Annotated in this window: 16 protein-coding genes; 4 read left to right on the top strand and 12 right to left on the bottom strand. The window is 36.4% G+C overall.

Annotated features, from left to right (window positions below):
• Nucleotides 1-58: 58 nt before the first annotated feature.
• From AC6UDF_RS02275 to AC6UDF_RS02265, 3 genes are read right to left on the bottom strand one after another with little or no spacing between them, the layout of a single operon-like run.
• A complete protein-coding gene (locus AC6UDF_RS02275; RefSeq protein ID WP_500693656.1) occupies nucleotides 59-2,377 on the bottom strand; it encodes a DNA translocase FtsK in 2,319 nt (772 codons plus the stop codon).
• 44 nt (nucleotides 2,378-2,421) lie between these two features.
• Nucleotides 2,422-3,060: a YtpR family tRNA-binding protein gene (gene ytpR, locus AC6UDF_RS02270; RefSeq protein WP_500693655.1), complete on the bottom strand. Its 639-nt coding sequence runs from the start codon at nucleotides 3,058-3,060 to the stop codon at nucleotides 2,422-2,424.
• 19 nt (nucleotides 3,061-3,079) lie between these two features.
• Entirely contained in the window at nucleotides 3,080-3,403 is a 324-nt protein-coding gene (locus AC6UDF_RS02265; RefSeq protein ID WP_500693654.1) for a thioredoxin family protein, read from the bottom strand.
• Between the two features lie 82 nt (nucleotides 3,404-3,485).
• On the opposite strand from AC6UDF_RS02265, the gene AC6UDF_RS02260 reads away from it, so the two are divergent.
• Nucleotides 3,486-3,818: a hypothetical protein gene (locus AC6UDF_RS02260; protein ID WP_500693653.1), complete on the top strand. Its 333-nt coding sequence runs from the start codon at nucleotides 3,486-3,488 to the stop codon at nucleotides 3,816-3,818.
• Here AC6UDF_RS02260 and trmB read toward each other — a convergent pair.
• From trmB to AC6UDF_RS02245, 3 genes are read right to left on the bottom strand one after another with little or no spacing between them, the layout of a single operon-like run.
• Nucleotides 3,815-4,456: a tRNA (guanosine(46)-N7)-methyltransferase TrmB gene (gene trmB / locus AC6UDF_RS02255; protein WP_500693652.1), complete on the bottom strand. Its 642-nt coding sequence runs from the start codon at nucleotides 4,454-4,456 to the stop codon at nucleotides 3,815-3,817. The two genes, AC6UDF_RS02260 and trmB, sit on opposite strands and share 4 nt — an antisense overlap.
• A gap of 9 nt (nucleotides 4,457-4,465) precedes the next feature.
• The gene (locus AC6UDF_RS02250; RefSeq protein WP_500693651.1) at nucleotides 4,466-5,680 is read right to left on the bottom strand and encodes an ABC transporter permease; all 1,215 of its coding nucleotides are present in this window, start codon (nucleotides 5,678-5,680) and stop codon (nucleotides 4,466-4,468) included.
• A complete protein-coding gene (locus AC6UDF_RS02245; RefSeq protein WP_500693650.1) occupies nucleotides 5,673-6,410 on the bottom strand; it encodes an ABC transporter ATP-binding protein in 738 nt (245 codons plus the stop codon). Before AC6UDF_RS02245 ends, AC6UDF_RS02250 begins: the two co-directional genes overlap by 8 nt.
• A 115-nt stretch (nucleotides 6,411-6,525) precedes the next feature.
• Between AC6UDF_RS02245 and AC6UDF_RS02240 the strand changes: the two genes are divergently transcribed.
• The 3 genes from AC6UDF_RS02240 to AC6UDF_RS02230 all read left to right on the top strand — a co-directional run bounded on the left by AC6UDF_RS02240 (nucleotide 6,526) and on the right by AC6UDF_RS02230 (nucleotide 8,262).
• Nucleotides 6,526-6,966 carry an HIT family protein gene (locus AC6UDF_RS02240; protein ID WP_500693649.1) on the top strand — a complete coding sequence of 147 codons (441 nt, stop codon included), beginning with the start codon at nucleotides 6,526-6,528 and terminating at the stop codon, nucleotides 6,964-6,966.
• 3 nt (nucleotides 6,967-6,969) lie between these two features.
• Nucleotides 6,970-7,260, top strand: a complete 291-nt coding sequence (locus AC6UDF_RS02235) for a hypothetical protein (RefSeq protein WP_500693648.1) — start codon at nucleotides 6,970-6,972, stop codon at nucleotides 7,258-7,260.
• Between the two features lie 120 nt (nucleotides 7,261-7,380).
• Nucleotides 7,381-8,262 (top strand): peptidylprolyl isomerase, encoded by an 882-nt coding sequence (locus AC6UDF_RS02230; protein ID WP_500693647.1) that lies wholly within the window; start codon nucleotides 7,381-7,383, stop codon nucleotides 8,260-8,262.
• A gap of 36 nt (nucleotides 8,263-8,298) precedes the next feature.
• Here AC6UDF_RS02230 and AC6UDF_RS02225 read toward each other — a convergent pair whose 3' ends face one another.
• The 6 genes from AC6UDF_RS02225 to argS all read right to left on the bottom strand — a co-directional run bounded on the left by AC6UDF_RS02225 (nucleotide 8,299) and on the right by argS (nucleotide 17,403).
• Complete coding sequence (locus tag AC6UDF_RS02225; RefSeq protein WP_500693646.1) at nucleotides 8,299-9,258, bottom strand: 3'-5' exoribonuclease YhaM family protein; 960 nt, start codon at nucleotides 9,256-9,258, stop codon at nucleotides 8,299-8,301.
• Between the two features lie 15 nt (nucleotides 9,259-9,273).
• Nucleotides 9,274-11,835, bottom strand: a complete 2,562-nt coding sequence (locus AC6UDF_RS02220; RefSeq protein WP_500693645.1) for an AAA family ATPase — start codon at nucleotides 11,833-11,835, stop codon at nucleotides 9,274-9,276.
• Entirely contained in the window at nucleotides 11,825-13,036 is a 1,212-nt protein-coding gene (locus tag AC6UDF_RS02215) for a metallophosphoesterase family protein (RefSeq protein ID WP_500693644.1), read from the bottom strand. The genes AC6UDF_RS02220 and AC6UDF_RS02215 overlap by 11 nt, the downstream gene beginning before the upstream one ends.
• 59 nt (nucleotides 13,037-13,095) lie before the next feature.
• Nucleotides 13,096-13,443, bottom strand: coding sequence for a YlbF family regulator (locus tag AC6UDF_RS02210; protein WP_500693643.1), 348 nt, complete (start codon nucleotides 13,441-13,443; stop codon nucleotides 13,096-13,098).
• 53 nt (nucleotides 13,444-13,496) lie between these two features.
• On the bottom strand, nucleotides 13,497-15,611 hold the full coding sequence (locus AC6UDF_RS02205; RefSeq protein WP_500693642.1) for a transglycosylase domain-containing protein: 2,115 nt from the start codon (nucleotides 15,609-15,611) through the stop codon (nucleotides 13,497-13,499).
• Between the two features lie 100 nt (nucleotides 15,612-15,711).
• Nucleotides 15,712-17,403, bottom strand: coding sequence for an arginine--tRNA ligase (gene argS / locus AC6UDF_RS02200; protein WP_500693641.1), 1,692 nt, complete (start codon nucleotides 17,401-17,403; stop codon nucleotides 15,712-15,714).
• Nucleotides 17,404-17,412 lie beyond the last annotated feature (9 nt).

Genomic DNA, 17,412 nt, shown 5'->3' with positions numbered 1-17,412 from the left:
TTCCCCTTTTTATTGTCTGGTTTAATAATACCAATTAAAGTAATGAAAATCTAAAAATTTAAATATTCAATTTAGCAAGTTCATTTTTCGTCAAATAAACATCTCGCGGTTTAGAGCCATGCTCACCTGAAATAAAATTATTTTGCTCCAAATCATCAATAATACTAGCAGCTCGATTGTATCCAATGGAAAACACTCGTTGCAATTTTGAAGTTGAAATTCCATCTTCGTCTGCGATATAACTCAAAACTGATTTCCACAAGTCATCATGTTGTTGAGCTTGTTCTGCACTTTTAAGCAATGATTTGGGCTGAAACTCGTACTTTGGTGTTTCCTGACTTCGAACTTGATCACAAACTCGCTCAACTTCTTGGTTAGTAACAAAAGCACTCTGAAGTCGCACAGGTTGACTGGCACCACTACCCAGATAAAGCATATCTCCCTTACCGAGTAGTCGTTCAGCTCCGCTTTGATCAATGATTGTTCTTGAATCAATCTGGCTTGAAACCATAAAGGCAATTCGTGTTGGAATATTATTCTTAATGGTCCCAGTTACAATATCAACGCTCGGTCTTTGAGTAGCAACAATCAAGTGAATCCCAGCTGCCCGAGCTTTTTGTGTAATCCTAACAATATAATCTTGGACTTCTGTTGATGCAACCATCATTAGATCAGCAAGTTCATCAATCACAACTAGGATTTGAGGCAACTTATCCGCATCACGGCCATTTTTATGTGCCGCTTGATTATACTGAGTTAAGTTTCTTACCCCAGCAGCAGCTAATCGCTCATAACGGTTGTCCATTTCCTCAGTGACCCATTTTAAAGCAGCAGAAGCCTCTTTCGGATCTGAAACAACCGGGGTTAACAAATGTGGAATCCCATTATATGGCGCTAATTCAACCGCCTTAGGATCAATTAAAATCATCCTTAAATCACGGGGCGAATTGCGATACAACAATGAAACAAGCAAACTGTTTATGAACACACTCTTTCCAGATCCAGTTGCACCAGCAATCAAAGCATGTGGCATTTTTTGAATATCGGCAGTCTTAGAAGCGCCGCCAATACTCATCCCTAATGCTACTTCTAACGGTGAATGACTAGATTCAAATTCATTTGAATCTAGAATCTCTGAAAGCATCACTGGTCTAGGCTTTGGATTAGGAATCTCGATTCCAACCGTCGACTTACCAGGAATTGGAGCCTCGATTCTAATATCTTTGGCTGCTAGGGCCATCTTTAAATCATCAGTTAGGTTAGTGATTTTGCTTACTTTAACACCAAGCTCCAACTTAACTTGAAATTGAGTAACGGTCGGTCCATCGGTCCAATCGACTACGTGACCATGAACCCCAAACGCCCTTAATGTATCATCAAGTGTTTTAACTTGCTTTTCAATCCATTCACTCAAACCATCATCAGAAGTCGAAATTGGTGGATTAAGCAGGTCACGACGAGGAAATTGATAATTAGTCTGACCCTCCTGATTGCTTGAAGTGTCGGCCAAATGCCTATGATTCGTTGTGGTTTCACTTTTTGAATCAGTAAGTTCGTTAGCAGGTTGAAGAAGTGCTTTTTCCTCATCTTGACGCTTATCAGTACTATCAATTGGAGAAGACGTCTTCTCGTTATCGCTTCTTTCATCAGGTTCTTTTAACTTATCTTGTGGATCCGATTCACTTAAAGTGGGATTACTTGATACCGTACCTGATGCGTTTTGATCATCATTATCTCTTCTATCATCACTAAACAAAGCTAGATTAGCCGCTAAGCCACTCTCCTCTTTAAAGATATCTGCGAGCGAGTGGCCTAATTCACGTTTACTGGCTGAAGATTCTTTATCATCTTCAGAGTTATCCACAGGCTTAGAGTTATCCACAATGTTTTCATTCTTATTTACATTTTCTTTAACAATTGGTTGAACGTCATTTTCCCATAAATCTAGATCATCAGCTGGAACGGCAGTTGGATCTTTAGGATTTAGATAAAGAACAAAATCATCATCATTCTTCTCCAATTCAACGGCTGCATCTTGATATGGTTTTCCGACTGACTGATGAACGGAATAGAAATTACTATTTTGGTTACGGGAACGCGGAGTAAATTCTTTTGTTCTTTCCACTAAGGAATTTCGGGACTCAACATAGTGCTTTTTATCATCTTTAAATCGCAACTGAAATCCGCTCTGATACTTTGGTTGATAACGAGACTGATAGGCTGATTGTTTAACATTAGAATCGTCACTACGGATAATTTCTTGATTTGATTTTTTTGTTGTTCTATGAAAATCATTGATTTTTTTATCGCTACTCTTAAAGGGAACTTTCCCATTAAAGTATTTACGATAAAATGCCGGTCCATCATAATGTTCCAATTTAATCACCCTTAAAGAATTATGTATAAAAAAACGAATAGAAACTATTCGTCAAAAAGATTTTTTGCTTTATCAAAATCAAATGGTTGCCCAACTTCATAAGAATCGGGTAAAACTAAAGCTCCTGGTTTATCGGGTGCATTAGGAATGTCTAATTCTCTTCCAGAACAAATCATTCCATCACTTTTTACCCCACGAAGCTCTCCTGGCCAAATAATTTGTCCATTTGGCATCATGGCTCCAACTTCCGCTACGACAACTTTGATTCCCGGTCTCATATTGGGAGACCCACTAACAAGTTGCAGCATTTCCCCATTCTGGACTTTTGTTTGAGTTATGTGAAGATGATCAGACTTCGGATGATCTTCCATTTTTTCAACGTAGCCAACCACAAACTTTGGTTCGGTACTAGTAGGTAAGAAAGTTTTAAACCCAGCCTCTTTCAACGCATCATTTAAAACTTCAACATCGTTACTTGAAAGATCAACTTTTCCATTCTCTGATTTTAAGTTCCCTAAAATCTCACTGGCATTGAAAAAATTATAGCCAACTACGTGTCCCTTCTTATCTTTAATCTGAACAATATCATTTGATTTTGATATTTTCTGTGGTTCCGATCCTTCTCCAAGAATGACAACCAAAACATCACCCATTTGGCTTGGATTATAACTTGCGATCATCAAATTTAGCTCACCTCCGAATTTATTGTGGAAGAGATTTAATAAAATCTTCTACTTGTTCCTTGGTTTTTCGATCTTTATTAACCAAACGACCAGTCTCAATCCCATTATCAAAGGCAACGAAGCTTGGAATTCCAAAAATGTTCATTTCCTTAGCTAAATCGAGATTTTCATCCCGATCAACTGCAATAAAGTCATAGTTTGGAAAATCTTTTACAATTTCTGGCATAACAGGCTTGATAAACGCACAATCTGGACACCATGTGGCAGAGAAAAATAGGATGTACTTTCCATGCTTAATTTTTTGCTTTAATTCGTTAAGATTCATTACTGGTAATTGTTCCATCGTATCCCTCCTAAACATTAATATTATAACCCACTCGTATTAAAAATGTTATATAATAAATTCAACAAATTCAATCGAAGGGATGCTTTTTATTATCATAAAACACAAACTAGCTTTTATTACTGGATCCGTAATTGCGGGAGTTTCGCTGTATTCACTTATTAAATTCAAGCAAGAACGCGACCAAGATCGGGTTAGACGTCACTTGTCCGATACATTAAGCAAAAAGTTTGATAATAGTGAGTTGTATGGTTACTGGATCGACTTTAACCAAAACGAAGATGGCCAGTTCCTTGGCGGAATCAACATTTTAGACGATGATAACCATGACATTAAATCATATGGATTTACATTCGATTTGACCACAAATAACCTCGATAACGTTCAACTTTTAAACACAAAGTCGATTAGTTAATCAACAAATTGGGCTACAATCTTATAGATTGGGCCCTTTTCTTTAAATTTCTCTTCATATTCAGTTTCTACATTATCTTTAGCAGCATCGCTAGCATGCAAGTCAAGATTAACGGATTCAAACTTCATCCCAAAATTATTCAAACTAACCAACGAATACTCAAATAATCCACGATTATCAGTTTTAAACTCCAGTTTAGCTTGGTCAGGTAACACGTCTTGATAACTCTTAAGAAAACGCGGCGAGGTAAGTCGCCGTTTTGTATGTCGTTTCTTTGGCCAGGGATCAGAAAAGTTTAGAAAAATTTTTGAAACCTCACCCTTTTTAAAAATGGTGTTCACAAGACCGCCATCAGTATGAATCAATTGAACGTTATCTAAACGACTATTTACGACTTTTTTTAGTGCCATTGCAATTACTGACTTTTGAATTTCAATCCCAATAAAATTAATATTGGGATTTTTTTCTGCCATTTCAGTAATAAATTTTCCTTTACCACAACCAATTTCGACATAAATTGGGGCGTCTCTAGAAAAACGTGTTTCCCACTTTCCCATGTATTTTTCTGGATCATCAACAATTAATTCAGGATGATCTAAAATAAATTTATTTGCCCAGGGCTTATTTCTAACTCTCATCATTTAACCTCAGTTTCTAATTTGTTTAACTTTTTTATTTAAATAGGGAATCGTTAAGACATATCCCTCAACAATCCAAATTACCACCGTTATTAAGATTACAGGAGCCGACATCCGAGCGATTAACATTGCAATCAGGAGGATAAAGCATTCAAACAAAAGTAAAATTTGAACGATCTGTCGAAAATCCGTCAGCTGGATCTTCTGACTAACCGGATAAATATGGGTAAACACATTACTTTCAAAATGCTCATAAAATGGGATTAACTGAAATCCGACTAAATAAACAAAAATAATTGTCATTAACGAAACAATAATTTGATTAGGAATAATCAATACCAAAATAACGGCAATAATTATTAAGCGAAAGTATAGTGAACCTGGTCCACTGTCTCTTAATAATGATCGAAGATACAAATTCGAATAGACGTGACCTTGATCTTTTTTTAACAACTTAAAAATTGGATCCAAGTATTTTCTGCGGTGAATCCGACCTGAAAGTTCAGGGACTTCGGTGAATAAACTATAAAAATGATAAATCCGATTCATACGAGAATCTTCATGTTCAATTGCATAATTCCAGTTTAAGATCTTATTTTTGGTTAGAATAGCGACATACATTAACAATGCAGCCACAACTAATGCTAATAGTGCAGCTATAAAAACATTAAAGTACAATGCTAATACCAGAATAATAAGGGGGATAACCCACTCAGTTACACCGGCTAATACTACATGTCGATTTAACTGAAAATAGAGTTTGATTACTTGATATGACATCCAACCGGTTTTCAAAAGCAAAATTACGATTAACAACCCGATTAACTCTGAAATTGTCCATCCAATCGAAACACTTAAAAATGGCATTAGTACAAACCACGTTACTAAATCAATCAGTAATGCCATAAACAAACTATAGAGAAATGCTCCCTTAAAGTAACCAGCAAATTGGTATTCCTTAGGGGCCATAAAAACCTTATCAGCGGACTTGATTAAAGTTGCCAGTCCACCAAGTTGAAGCACCACTAGTAAAATCAAAATTGCAATCGGGCGCTCCCACCATAAATTGCCTGATAATTGCTTTAAAAATCCAGAGTAAGCGTAGCCAAGGCCACCCACAAAGAACATAATCGCAATCACAAAAAAATCGTTAAAAACATATTTAAGGTATTTAGTCATTTCGATTAAATGATTGCTTAACCTTTTTTGGAAAATCCTATTCATTTTTATCATCCCTTGCTAAAGACAGATAAATATCTGAAAGTGACTTCCCATCATTTGGATACTCTTTTCTAATCTGTTCCATCGTTCCTTCCGTTTGAATCTCACCTTTGTTAATTAACACAAAACGATCACAATACTTTTCTGCGGTATCAAGAACATGAGTCGACATTAAAATACTGGCACCCTTACTCTTCTTTTCTTCAATCAACTGCAAAAGATCATCGACCGCGAGCGGATCGAGACCTAAAAATGGTTCATCAATTACATAAAGCGACGCATTAGTAATGAACGCACAAACAATCATCACTTTCTGACGCATTCCCTTAGAAAAGTTGGCAGGAAACCAATTAAGTCGTTTATCCAACCGAAAAGTCTTAAGTAACTGATTAGCTTTCTCCCACGCTACTTGTTTATCCAAATTATAAGCCATGATAGTAGTATCAATGTGTTCTTTTAAAGTTAATTCTTTGTATAATACTGGCATTTCCGGAATATATGCAATTTGTTGTTTGTATTTTTCAATGTTTTGACCAATCTGCAAACCATTGACTTTAACGGTTCCAGTAAATGGCTTCATGAGTCCAATAATATGATTAATGGTAGTTGACTTCCCAGCACCATTTAAACCAATTAAAGAAACTAATTCGCCATCATTAACATCAAAAGTCTCATTTTTTAAGACTGGCATACTAGAGTAGCCACCAGTCAAGTCTTCTACTTGCAAACTCATATTTACCCTTCATTTCTTTTCATTATTGTAATCAGTATACCATAATTGCCTGCTATCACTTATTATGCGGGTAATGTTAGTGTATAATTGGATTAACTTGAAGGGAGAGATTTATATGACTGATTACGATCCAAATTGCGTTTTTTGTAAAATTGTTAAGGGTGAAATCCCTAGTTATAAAGTTTATGAAGATGACGAAATTCTTGCATTCTTAGATATTTCCCAAACAACTCCTGGCCACACTCTGGTGATTCCTAAAAAACATATTCAGGATATTTTTCATTTTGACTCAGCCACAGCTAGTAAAGTATTTGCGAAAGTACCAGAAATTGCACGTGCGGTCAAAAATTCTAACCCAAACATCAAGGGAATGAATATTGTCAATGATAACGGGAAAATTGCCTATCAATCTGTTCCACATGCTCACTTTCATTTAATTCCCCGTTACAGTGTGGGTGATACTTTTTCAATTAACTTTTCTGATAATTCTAAAGAATATGACGAAACTAAATACCAAGAAGTTGCCGATTCAATTACCAAAAAATTGGGGGATTAACTCATGAAAAAAAAGACCGCTTGCTTAGTTAGTGCCGGAATAATAGTTGGTGTTTCTGTTACGGGTCTACTCCTTTTAAAAAGGAAGTCTAATCCCACAGATAACGTAACCACTGCCGACCTTAAAAACATTTTTCATTCAGCTAGTTCAGTTAAACAAAATTTAAACCAATTCACAAAAGCTTTAAATGATGCAAAACCAATAATAGATGGTCTTAATCGTGACGTACAGGAAGCCCAATTTCAGCTAAAGCCTAGAATTGATCTTTTATCTAACGAAATAAATAACATTTAATTTCAATTAAATTATTCGACCAAATATTAATTTGCATCAAATATATGTTATATTAAAAATAAATGGAGTACTGAATGTCTTGAGTACTTTAATATTTTGAAGAAATGGATGTGCTAATATATGAAGAAAAAATGGCTCGTTGGAGTTGCAGGATTACTTTTAAGTGTTTCACTGGTTGCCTGTGGTAGTAAAACAGTTGCTACTACTAGTGGTGGTAAAATTACAGAAAGTCAATATTACAATAGTATGAAAAAGACCCCACAGGGTAAAACAGTTCTCCAAACTATGATTTTGAACAAAGTTCTTAACAAAGAATATGGTAATAAAGTTAAATCATCTCAAGTTGATGACCAATTTAACCAATACAAGTCACAATATGGTTCTCAATTTAAAACCCTTCTCAGTCAACAAGGTTTAACTGAGAAAAGTTTAAAAGAACAAATCAAAGATAATCTTCTGTTAAAGCAAGCTGTGATTGCTAACACAAGTTTCTCTGACAAAGATTTGCAAAACCAATTCAAGAAATATCAACCTAAAGTAACCGTTAATGAGATTACCACCAAAAATCAAGGTGACGCTGAAAAAGTAATTTCTGGCTTAGAAAACGGTCAAAAATTCTCTGACTTAGCCAAGAAGTACTCAACTGAGGCTAACAAGAAAGACGGCGGCAAGATGGCTCCATTCGATAATATGGATCCAAGTCTTGACAATAACTTCAAAAATGCTGCCTTTAAACTCAAAAATGGTGAATACACCAAAGAACCTGTCAAAACTAAAGCTGGATACCAAGTAATCCAAATGGTCAACCACCCTTCCAAGGGTAAATATCAGGATCACAAAGCTGAATTAAAAGACCAGTTGGCAACTGAACGCATGAGCGATAGTAATGTCTTACACGCTGTCGTTTCAAAAGTTCTTAAAGATGGAGATGTAAAGATCCAAGACAAAGACTTACAAAACATCTTAGCTGATTACACATCAACTCCAAAACCAATGAAATAATCAATCATAAAAAGAAAATGGTCAGTAACTTAAAAGTTACTGACCATTTTCTTTTTTATCAGGTTTATAAAACTTATTTCGATCCATTCCAAAAATTCGTTTACTAAATGATCCTGCTTCCGTATCATTTAAAGCCCCAGTAATCATGTTAATTGAAGCATCAAGTTCATCTAAATCATGGAGAATCTGCGCTTCCAGCAATTCAGGCGTAACCGGGGATCCATACTCCTTAATCCCATGATGTGAGAGCACCATATGTCTTAAAAGTAATAAATCTTCAGAATGCTGATCGATTTTTAGTTGGTCAGCAGCTTCAACAATTTCCCCATCAATAATACTGATATGTCCTAACAGATCACCTTCACTAGTATAAGATGTCGAAACGGGTCCTGACAGCTCAGTAGTCTTGCCTAAATCATGAAGGATGGCACCTGCACACAGAAGTGAAGAATTAACTTGTGGATAGAGCTTAGCGACTTCCTTGGCCAACTTCAATATCGAAATGGTGTGAAATGCTAATCCACCTGCATAAGCATGATGATTCGATTTAGCTGCCGGAAAAGTAAAGAATTCATCCTGGTGCTTTTTAAGAAGCACCCGAACAATTCGATTCCACGTTGGATTAATAATTTCGAAAATTGTCTGACCAATATATTCTTCCATCTCAGAACGAGTCATTTGAGCATGTTGCATAAACTTAGATGGATCACTGGGTTCACCAGATTCTGTTTGTCGAAGATGATTAATCTTAATTTGTGGACTTCCCTGGTAAGCTTCCCGTTTGCCATTAATGTGAACGACCTGCCCAGCTTTAAAAGTCTTTACATCCTCATTACTGGCACCCCAAAGTTTTCCACCGATCTCTCCGGAATTATCTTCAAAAACAAACGAAATGAATTGTTTTCCGTTCTTAGCAATTCTAGTATCGGCCGACTTAACCAATACAAACGCATCGATTTCTTCATCCATTTGATATTCTTTCAATTTTTTGCTCATTTGACTCCACCTCCACTACTTTAATTCAATTAAATGATCGCCACTTACATCGTGTCTAATTCGATCATCAGCCGTAAAATAAATCACCTGCGTGCTTTTAGCCAAAGCTTTCATTAATTCAATTGCCTTATCAGTTCTAAAGTGATCAAAGTCAGCAAAACCATCATCAATCATAATTGGCATTGGATATTCATCACTAAAAGCCAACGTTAACGCAAAAACCAACGATAAGTATAACTGCTGCATGGTTCCTTTTGAAAGTTCCTCAACCTTGAACTTAACCCCATCAGAGTTAACAACCGTAATACTTCTCTTATTATAATCAATTTTACTATAATGACCGTCCGTTAGTGTTTCAAAGAATTTAGCTGCATCCTTTCTAACTTTAGGAATTCTTCCACTACTAGCGGCATCGAGTACTTTTTCAATCCACTGATTAGTTAACTGGTAAACCAACCACTTTTGAACCAATTCGTTAACTTTAGTATCCATACTGGCCAATTCCTGGGTCAATGAATCAAGCGTCCCATCTTTTTCCATGTGATTAATTTGCACGTTAAGTTGCGCCAACCGATCAGATTGATCGGAAAAATCTGCGTCCAACTGTCCAATTTGTTTCTGAAGATCATTAATCACGTTTTTTAACTGATTAACATTATCGTATTTTTGTAATCTTTCAACAATTGTCTGATCAAGTGAGTTTTCTAACTCCATTTTACGTTTGTTTTTATCCGTAGCGATCCGCTGCTCATCGTATAATTTTTTAAAATCACTACTACTTGCAACGTTTCGTTCCCTTAGGAAATGGTCAAGACGATCACTTACTTCTTTCAACTGCTCACGATGGCGATCAACCATTGAAGTTAAACTACTCAATTCATGGCTCACCTGTTCTGCATTTCGCTTTTGATCATTTACATTTGAGATGAACTGTCTAATTTTACTTAACGCTACCATTTCATTATCAGAATCACTTAAACCAATTTTACTGGAAGCAAAATTCCAACGATCGAGGTAACTCTCAACCTTCTCATTCATTGTCTTTTGGTTTCCAATGAAATTCTGTAAACTATCACGATCTAAGTCACGTCGTTTAATGGAGTTTTGTAAAGCACTTGTCCATTGGTTAAATGGAATACTCTGGATGTGATGCTCGTTTCCCATTTGACCCAACTCTTGCTCAATCTGAGTCAATTTTCGCTTTAAATGGTCAGTATCATTCTCCTCTTTAACTGGTTGGTTCGATTTTTGCACATAACGATAAATGCCAAAACCAATACACAATAACCCAATGACCACCAAAATAGGAAGAGTTACTCCACCCATAAAAATTCCAATTCCAATAATTATTAGACCAACCGCATCAGCAATTAATGATAACGAATTATCTCCGCTCTCATTTGTGGGCATCGCATGAACCTGATAGTTTATTTGTGCTTTTACATTTTGATACTCATCTATTAAGGTCGATATTTTGTCAATCTCATCATCATTAAACGGAATACTTTCACTTCCACCAGCATCAAATTCATCATTAGCCAAACGAGTCTGATATGTTTTGATATCATGATCAAGCTGTTCAATCCGTCTGACCTGTTGGATTTGGCCGTCCAGTTCTAAATATAAATTACGAATTAAATCAGCATTATCATTGTAAAATTTCAAATCAGAATTGGATTCCTGATGCGTATTCTTAAAATCAATAATGTTTTGTTCATCATTCTTAACATCTAATTGAATATTACTAATCTTATTTTGGATGTCTTGAAATGTTTCAAAGTCATGCTCAGAAAAGCCGTGTTTAACCGCTAATTTATCGTCTTGTAATTGTCTTAATTGAGCATATTTATCCCAGTTCGCTAAATCTTGATTAACCTGATTTAATCGCTCAGAAAATTTATTTCTTTTATTGCGATTCTGAGTCTTTTTTTCTTGTTCTTTTTTAGCTTGAATGGTCAATTCATGGTACTTGGGATATTCATTACTGGCTTCATGTACTTTCGCGTTCAATCTTTCTCGATCAACTAAAAGTCGGTTTAACTCAGGCTTTTTACCAGTCGGCTTATAGATCTTACCACCATTTTCCTGATTTTCGTCCTCTAGTTCAATCCAGTTATCAATCCCTACGACCCCAACACGCTGGATTCGTTTTGACAATTCTTCACGATTTAATCTCGAAATATCATTTAAATCAACGTTGCCAAAATAAAACAGGTTATCATATGATTCCCGATTGATTGGACCTAAAATTTTATCCAAAATTCCAGCAGGTAATTCATTTTTATTTTGATCAAAAACGGTTAATAACCCACCATTTTTACCTTCATTTCTTTGAACAAGATAAGTAGTTCCATTTTGTTCAACCGTTAAACGACCACCCATTTTATAGTCATCTTTGGGAGTGAAGTCTCGCTTACTCCGACTGTCCCGAAAGCCAAATAAAACATCTTTAATGAAATTTAAGAGGGTTGTTTTTCCAGCCTCGTTTCTTCCATAAATAACCTGGAACCCACTAAAGTTCAGTGTTAAATTATGAAGTTTTCCAAAGCCGAATACTTCAACTTTTTTAATCCTCATCCTTCACGTTCCCTTTCGTTTTACTAGTAATTAAATTCATACTTTCATCAAGTAATTTAGAGATGGCTTCATCACTTAAAAAGTTGTCACGAATGTAAGAGTGCTTAAAAAGCTTCTTCGCCAAATTTTTAAGGTTTTCTTCATTATAAACTTCATGCTTAGTGTCATCCCAGAATTTCTGATCTAGATCATTAAATTTCATCCCAGAATTATCAACAACGTCAATTTCATAAACCCAAGCATTAAATCGTTCAAAATCATATTGTAACTTTTCCTTAACCCGGTCGAGCAATTCTTCTGACGAAAAATTGGCTTCTTCGCTCATATTTAATTTCACACTCAATAAATTAAGTTTGGAAAAATCACTCGACTCAATTTTCTCCATAATTTGATTAACGACCGCTTCTTCTGAGTCAGTTCCCCGTAAATTCATTGAAAGATTTGACCAAATGAGCGGACAGGTGGGTTCAAACTGAACGTTTAAACCTCCATTAGTCTCATCACTGACTAATAAGTACCCCTTTTCACCCATTTCATTTTTATGACGGCCCTGGATATTTCCCGGATATTCAATTAAAGGATGATGACCTAACTGCTGACGCTTATGAATATGCCCTAATGCCCAATAATCATATCCCAAATTTTCCATTTCGTTAATGGTAAACGGTGCATACTGTGAGTCTTTGCCACCCTTAATAGCACCGTGAACCATCCCAATTTGGTAGTCAGCGTTTGAACGTTCTGGAAATCCAGAGATAATATCATCTGAAATATTCCTAGTAGCGTAACTAAAACCTGTAATAGCAACTGTTCTTCCGTCTTTAAGAGTCAATGTGTGCGTCGTCACTTCTTTGGGAAATACGTAAACATTAGCCGGAAAATTGAAATTTTTGGCACCTTCACTTTGATAATCATGATTACCAAACGAAAGAAGTACAGGAATACCATGTTCATCCAATCGTTCTAACTGTTTAATCAAAAAACTAATGGCTTTGACACTTTGGTGACTACTGTCAAACAAATCTCCCACTAGCAAAACAAAATCAACATCATCTAAAATGGCATCATCAATAATCTTCTTTAATGAATCGAATGGAGCCTCGTGCAAAATGTCCCACAGCTTACTCGGAGTGGTAGCATCCTCTCTGATTCCTAAAAACGGACTATCCAAATGTAAATCTGCCGCATGAATAAACTTCATTATAATTTCTCCCATACAAAAAAATCGGAGCACCAATGGGCGCTCCGATTAACGGTCAATTAAGCTTCATACATATCACGTAAAGGCTTAGTAATTAACATATTAGCATCATCAATTACTTTGCCCATTGCTTTTTCTTTACCCATCAATTTTTTGATGATATCAAGACTGTTCATTTTATTGGCAAGATCTTGAGCTTTTTTCATATCATCTTGCGAAATTTGTTGACCAGCCATTTGCTTTTGTCTTAATTCATTTTGATTAGTTTGAAAGTCCTTAAATGTCTTAAAAGCATCTTTGTCCTTCTTTAACTCATCGTATGTGGCTTGGAGTTCTTTAAATTCATCAGTCTTTACTAGTGCATCCTGTAAAGTTTGTGCGTCTTTCATTACATCATTTTCTGCCATAATTATTTCCCTCCTTAAATATTGTTACAGTGTATATTTTAACATACGTGAAGCTATCGGCCTAGTAAAGCTTTCGCACCGCTAATAACTTCTGAGGCACCCTTTTTAATTCCACTGGCACCTTCTTTAACGATTCCCTTAACGACTTTACCAGTATCATTAGTAATACCCTTAAATAGTTTAGAATTCTGCGTATCATTATCTTCATCACCATCACGTGCCACCGTTTGTGCGTCTTGGACACCAAATTGGGTTCCCTTGGTGTACGGAAGAATTTGTTGCATTTGTGTCTTGTACAACGGACCAACGTCGGTCCCAGTCAAATTCTCTAAATGATGCGTAGAGTTGGTACTATCAAAGCCTTCCCAAGTTGCTACCACAACGTTAGGAGTGTATCCGATGATCCATTTATCTTTGGTAGCATCGGAATCTGGAGTATTATCAGCCTCAGTACTTCCAGTTTTTCCGGCAACTTGATACCCGCTCGGTTTAGCATCAACACCAGTTCCATTATCAAAGACACCAAGCATCATACTTGTCATCTGTCGTGCCGTTGAAGGAGACATGATTTGTTTTGAACTTGGATGTTCATTATCAACGACCGTCTTCCCTGTCGAATCAACGATCTTAGTAATATAGAACGGCTGTGAAATTTTCCCCTTATTAGCAAAAGCAGTATAGGCACCAGCCATTTGTTGTGGGGAAACTCCGTTGGACAAGCCCCCAAGGGCCAATGCTAGATTCTTATCCTTATCCGTGACCGGTAAGTTGAATTTTTTAACCGAATCGTATCCCTTGTTTACTCCGATCTTATTTAATAACCAAACTGCGGGCGCGTTCATACTCTGTGCCAGAGCTTGGTACATCGGAACTTTTCCTGTATAAACATCATTGTAATTATGCGGAGTATAGTGGTTTGATCCATACGATTTCTTCTGGTTTTCAAGTTCAGAATCATAATAATACCCGTTTTCAAGAGCTGGCGTATAGACCGCAAGTGGTTTCATCGTCGAACCAGGCTGACGTTTAATATCGGTCGCACGATTATAACCACGGAAAACCGTCTTACCACGTCCACCAACAACCGCTTGAACCCCACCATTTTTTGGATTCAAAGCAACTGATGCAGCTTGGACCTTGGTCCCATCCGAAGCATCATTAGGAAACAAATTAGGATTTTTAAAATCAGTCTGAAAGCTTTGCTGCTGTTGCTGATTTAGATTCGTATAAATTTTATACCCGTGATTCATGATGTCAGATTCAGTTAATCCATATTTTGAGATAGCCTCATTAATAACAGCATCAAAATAATAGGGATATTTATACCCATTAGTAGAACGATAGGAATTTTTAGTGTTCAACGGCATGGCCTGGTATTTTTTTGCCTCTGAATTAGTGATCTTATGGTTCTTTGCCATTAAATCAAGAACCACATTTCTCCTCTGACGTGCCGCCTCCGGATGATCAATCGGATTATTACTAGGATTCGATAGCATCCCTGCTAACACAGCTGCATCCTGGACCGGTAAATCTTCCGCAGACTGCCCAAAGTATCGCTTCGAGGCATCTTCGACCCCATACACGCCATTACCAAAGTAAGCGTTGTTCATATACATCGTCAAAATTTGGTTCTTTGAATAAACGTTCTCAATCTCAATTGAAATGAATAATTCTTTAAGTTTTCTGGTTAAAGTTTGTTGCTGGGAAAGAAAAGTGTTCTTGGCTAACTGCTGCGAAATTGTACTTCCTCCACCACTAATGTAGTCACGACCAAGTACCCTATTCTTAATTGCAAGTAAAATGGCTCTCCCGTAACCACTAACCGAATAGCCATGTTCCTTATAGAAATTACGATCTTCCGTCGAAAGAATCGCATTAGGAATATTTTTTGAAATCTTATTCATCTGAACGTAAGTACCCTTTTGTGCGTACAATTTGCCAGCTTCTTGGTGATGTGAATCATAAATCACAGTCGATTTTGATAAATTAGACTGAAGATCACGAACGTGCGAAGTCTTTGCCACAATCGTCAAATAACTACTTAAAACCAAGATAACGAATAAAACAACTACAATAATCCATCTCGTAATTTGAAATCTACGCCAGAATTTTCTGAAGTAACCCCAAATTCTTTTAAATATTGACTTACTTTTGCTGTTGTTATCCATAAAAGTCCAAATCTCCTTTTATCATTAAATGCTATTGTAACACATGGACATTAATGGATTTTAAAAGATAAAGTGGATGTCAATTGACATCCACTTTATTCTACATTTGATCGGGTGCTTTAATTCCCAACAATCTTAACGACTCTTTTAATACAATCGCAACACTTTTGACAAGGTCGAGACGGGCGTCTTGCTCATCATCGTCCGCTAAAATCTTAGAATGAGCATAATATTTGTTGAATGACTTAGCTAGTCTTAGCGAATATTTAGCAATATCGGAAGGCTCAAATTCATTTCGAGCTTGTTTTACAACTTCTGGAAAAGCCTGAAGTAACTTAATAACTTCAAAAGCACCTGCATCAGTCAATTCATTTGCTGATTCATCAAATTCTTTTTTACCCGACTTCCGCAAAATACTCTCAGCACGAGCATGGGCATACTGAACGTATGGGCCAGTCTCACCTTCAAATTTTAATTGGTCTTTAAGTACGAAATCAATGCTATTGATTCGCTCACTCTTAAGATCACCAAAGATAATGGCACCAACCCCAACTTGTGTAGCCACTTCATCTTTATTCGGTAAATCAGGATTCTTCTCAGCAATTTGTTGTTTTGCCATGGTAATTGAATCATCTAAAACCTTGTTTAATAAGATAATATTCCCACGTCTAGTTGAAAGCTTTTTTCCATTAACCGTAATTAAGCCAAACGGGATATGATGAACACCGTCCGCATTCTTTATGCCCATCTTTTTTAAGACAGCTTTTAGTTGATGGAAATAATTAGTTTGTTCGGATCCTACCACGTAGAGATTCATGACTGGATGATACGTCCGTTCACGGTATAACGCCGTTGCAATGTCTCTAGTAATGTAAAGAGAAGCCCCATCACTCTTTAAGATCAGCGCTGGATTTAGGTTAGCGTTACTTAAATCGACCACTTGAGCTCCTTGAGATTCCTGAAGCAATCCATCTTTTTTTAGGATGTCAACCACTTCATCCATTTTGTCATTGTAAAATGACTCACCATTATAGGTATCAAATTTAACGCCCAGTTTTTTATAGGTATTATTAAAAGCCTCTAACGACACATCCCTAAACCACTTCCATAGTTTGGTAGCTTCGGGATCACCATCTTCGAGTTTTTTAAACCATTCGCGTGCTTCTTCGTCTAGTTCAGGATTTTTCTGATCTTCCTTATGAAATTTGACGTAATACTGAACTAAGTAATGAATTGGATGACGCTTTACGTCCTCTTCATTTCCCCACTTTAAGTAAGCCGTAATTAATTTACCAAATTGAGTTCCCCAATCACCTAAATGATTATCTTTAATTGTTTTATATCCATTTTTTCTTAAAATTTCGGAAATTGAATTTCCAATCACAGTGGAACGAAGGTGTCCCATTGACATTGGCTTAGCAATATTTGGAGAAGACATATCAATGGTCACGGTCTGATCCTTGCCATCGTAATTATCACCATAGTGCTCTTTATCCGTCAGAACCTCTGACATGACTTGCTTACTAACTTTTCCTTTATCCAAGAAGAAGTTAACGTAAGGACCAACGGCAACGACTTTATCAAACTGACTTCCATCAACATTATTGACGATATCCTTTGCGATCTGTTGAGGAGCTTTATGTAACTCCTTAGCTAGAATAAAAGTTGGAAATGCTAAGTCCCCGTTATCTGAAGTTTTCGGTTTCTCAATTTTTCCGTAAATATCACTCGTTGAAATTTGGTTGTTAGTTGCATCAGCAACTACGTCTGCAACTTGTTGTCTGTAATCCATAATATCCTC

Source organism: Fructilactobacillus sp. X2R6C1 (assembly GCF_059901295.1).
Note: the sequence above shows the minus strand (reverse complement) of the source record. Positions and strands in the feature narration are given on the sequence as shown.

Excerpts from the sequence above, each read along its gene's own strand:
- AC6UDF_RS02250 (WP_500693651.1), bottom strand. The coding sequence starts at position 5,680 with ATGAATAGGATTTTCCAAAAAAGGTTAAGCAATCATTTAATCGAAATG.
- AC6UDF_RS02210 (WP_500693643.1), bottom strand. The coding sequence starts at position 13,443 with ATGGCAGAAAATGATGTAATGAAAGACGCACAAACTTTACAGGATGCA.
- AC6UDF_RS02260 (WP_500693653.1), top strand. The coding sequence starts at position 3,486 with ATGCTTTTTATTATCATAAAACACAAACTAGCTTTTATTACTGGATCC.
- AC6UDF_RS02230 (WP_500693647.1), top strand. The coding sequence starts at position 7,381 with ATGAAGAAAAAATGGCTCGTTGGAGTTGCAGGATTACTTTTAAGTGTT.
- AC6UDF_RS02215 (WP_500693644.1), bottom strand. The coding sequence starts at position 13,036 with ATGAAGTTTATTCATGCGGCAGATTTACATTTGGATAGTCCGTTTTTA.
- argS (WP_500693641.1), bottom strand. The coding sequence starts at position 17,403 with ATGGATTACAGACAACAAGTTGCAGACGTAGTTGCTGATGCAACTAAC.
- trmB (WP_500693652.1), bottom strand. The coding sequence starts at position 4,456 with ATGAGAGTTAGAAATAAGCCCTGGGCAAATAAATTTATTTTAGATCAT.
- AC6UDF_RS02225 (WP_500693646.1), bottom strand. The coding sequence starts at position 9,258 with ATGAGCAAAAAATTGAAAGAATATCAAATGGATGAAGAAATCGATGCG.
- AC6UDF_RS02240 (WP_500693649.1), top strand. The coding sequence starts at position 6,526 with ATGACTGATTACGATCCAAATTGCGTTTTTTGTAAAATTGTTAAGGGT.
- AC6UDF_RS02205 (WP_500693642.1), bottom strand. The coding sequence starts at position 15,611 with ATGGATAACAACAGCAAAAGTAAGTCAATATTTAAAAGAATTTGGGGT.
- AC6UDF_RS02220 (WP_500693645.1), bottom strand. The coding sequence starts at position 11,835 with ATGAGGATTAAAAAAGTTGAAGTATTCGGCTTTGGAAAACTTCATAAT.
- AC6UDF_RS02235 (WP_500693648.1), top strand. The coding sequence starts at position 6,970 with ATGAAAAAAAAGACCGCTTGCTTAGTTAGTGCCGGAATAATAGTTGGT.
- AC6UDF_RS02245 (WP_500693650.1), bottom strand. The coding sequence starts at position 6,410 with ATGAGTTTGCAAGTAGAAGACTTGACTGGTGGCTACTCTAGTATGCCA.
- AC6UDF_RS02265 (WP_500693654.1), bottom strand. The coding sequence starts at position 3,403 with ATGGAACAATTACCAGTAATGAATCTTAACGAATTAAAGCAAAAAATT.